General features: G+C 72.8%; 1 protein-coding gene and 1 pseudogene. Both read right to left on the minus strand.

What is annotated here, in order from left to right:
* Window positions 1-821, minus strand: a pseudogene (locus BN10_RS17180) (thiol reductant ABC exporter subunit CydC); the annotation flags it as partial.
* Window positions 818-2,137, minus strand: a 1,320-nt coding sequence (cydD, locus tag BN10_RS03265) for a thiol reductant ABC exporter subunit CydD (RefSeq protein WP_156917302.1), incomplete at its 5' end; no start/stop codon positions are given. The pseudogene BN10_RS17180 and the gene cydD, both read right to left, overlap by 4 nt.

The raw sequence follows: 2,137 nt of genomic DNA on the forward strand, positions 1-2,137 counted from the left end.
GCATCTCCGACGGCGACCGGCACGACGACGAGCAGGGCGGCGACGGGGCCGCTGACGTCGGCGTGTGCCGCCAACGCGGCCGCAGCGACCGTCGCCACGCCTGTCGCCGCGAGGATCAACGCGGCCACGGCTGCACGCCCCGCGGACTGTCGCCGAGTCGCGGCCCGCCACTGCGCGTGCGCGGCGTCGAGCCACCCCAAGGCTCGGGCAGCGCCACCCACGGCCTGCAGGTCGTCCGCCTGACGGGCGACCAACTCGCTGACCCTCTGCACCTCGGCCCGGGCCTCGAGAAGGGCTGTCTGCGAACGCGATTCGAGCCGGTATGCGAGCAGGCAGCCGAGTCCGACCACGGCGAGCAGGCCGGCGAGGACGAGCCCGACCGGTGGCCAGAGCGCGGCGGTGAGGCACACCGCGAGGACTCCTGCGACGATACTCGACACGACTGGCACGGTGACCCGAACCTGCGCCTCGACGACGTCCGTGAGGTCGTCGACGACGCCGGTCAGGACCCGCGACCGGGACCGACGGCCGAGGCGAGCCGGAGTGAGAGGGATGAGCGCGGCATACGTGCTCGTGCGTCGGGTGGCGAGGTCGTCGAGGACGGTGTCGTGAGACCGGACGCGCTCGACGTAGCGGAAGTAGGGGCGCGCGATGCCGAAGGCGCGCACCGCGACGATGGCCATGAGCAGGGTGAGGATGACCGGCCGCTCGGAGGCACGCACGATGAGCCATCCCGATGTGGCGGTCAGCGCGATACCGGACGCCGTGGCCGCGCCGCCGAGAAGGCCGGCGATGAGGATGGACGGGCCGGGGCGTCTCATCGCGCCACCTTCTCGGTGGCGGGGTCGAGGTGGACATGGTGGTCGGCGAGCGCGACGAGTTCGGTGCGATGGGTGACAACGATGACCGTATGCCGTTGCGCGAGTTGGGTGATCGCGCTGTGGACGACCTCGCAGGCGTGGGCGTCGAGATGCGCTGTCGGCTCGTCGAGCAGCTGGATCGGGGCGTCGCTGAGGATGGCGCGTGCGATGGCCAACCGGGCGCGTTGGCCGGCGGAGAGCCCGAAGCCCTCGTCGCCCAGCGAGGTCGCCAGGGCCGAGGGCAGGGCGGCGACGAATCCGTCGAGTTCGACCGCGCGAAGGGCGGACCAGAGCGCGTCGTCCGGTGCCTCGCCGCCGACCGTCAGGGCTGCACGGATCGTGCCCGCCGGCAGGAAGGGTCGCTGGGTCACCAGGTGGGCTCGGCTGGTGTGCACCTGGCCCTCCGTCGGGCGGCGGATGCCGGCGAGCAGGTCGAGGAGGGTCGACTTGCCGGCACCGGACGGGCCGGTGATGACGGTCAGGCCGGGGCCGGCGCTCAGGGTGAGGTCGGTGAGCACCGGGCGATGCGCGCCGGGATGGGTGTAGCTCAGGCCTTCGGCGCGCACGTCGACGCTGGAACGACCGCGGTATTCGGGAACAACGCCGTCAAGGGGGCGCAGTTGGGGGAGCAGGGTGGCGATGGCCTCGGCACCGTCGGCGGCGGCGTGGAACTCGGCACCGACGCGCCGGATCGGCCAATAGGCCTCGGGCGCGAGCAGGATCGCGACAAGCCCGGTCATCAGCGGGATGGTGCCGTGGGTCAGGCGCAGCCCGACCGTGACGGCCACGATGGCGACCGAGATCGAGGCGAGCAACTCGAGGGCAGCCGAGGACAGGAAGGCCAGTTTCAGCGTCCGCATCGTCGCGCGACGGTGGCGCTGGCTGACCTCACCGATGACGTCGACCTGGCGCTCGGCCCGGCCGTAGGTGACCAACGTCGGCAGGCCCCGCATCACGTCGACGAAATGGCCGGAGAGCGCCGACAGAGCCGCCCAGCGGCGGTCCGTGTCGGCCTGGGTGGTCTTGCCGATGAGCGCCGCGAAGAAGGGCAGCAGCGGCAGCGTGAGCACCACGATGAGGGCGCTCAGCCAGTCGACCCAGACCAGCGCTGCGAGCGCCAGCACGGGCACCACGGCGGCGTGGACGAGCGCTGGGAGGAAGCGCGCGGCATACGGCTCGACGGTGGCGGTGCCCTGCGCAGCAAGGGTGACGGCCGCGTCGGGGGCCGGCCGGTCGTCGGCGGGCAGGCTGAGCCAGCGGACCACGAGGGCCCGCCG

The organism is Phycicoccus elongatus Lp2 (assembly GCF_000367525.1).
In the GTDB taxonomy this organism is placed as follows: domain Bacteria; phylum Actinomycetota; class Actinomycetes; order Actinomycetales; family Dermatophilaceae; genus Phycicoccus_A; species Phycicoccus_A elongatus.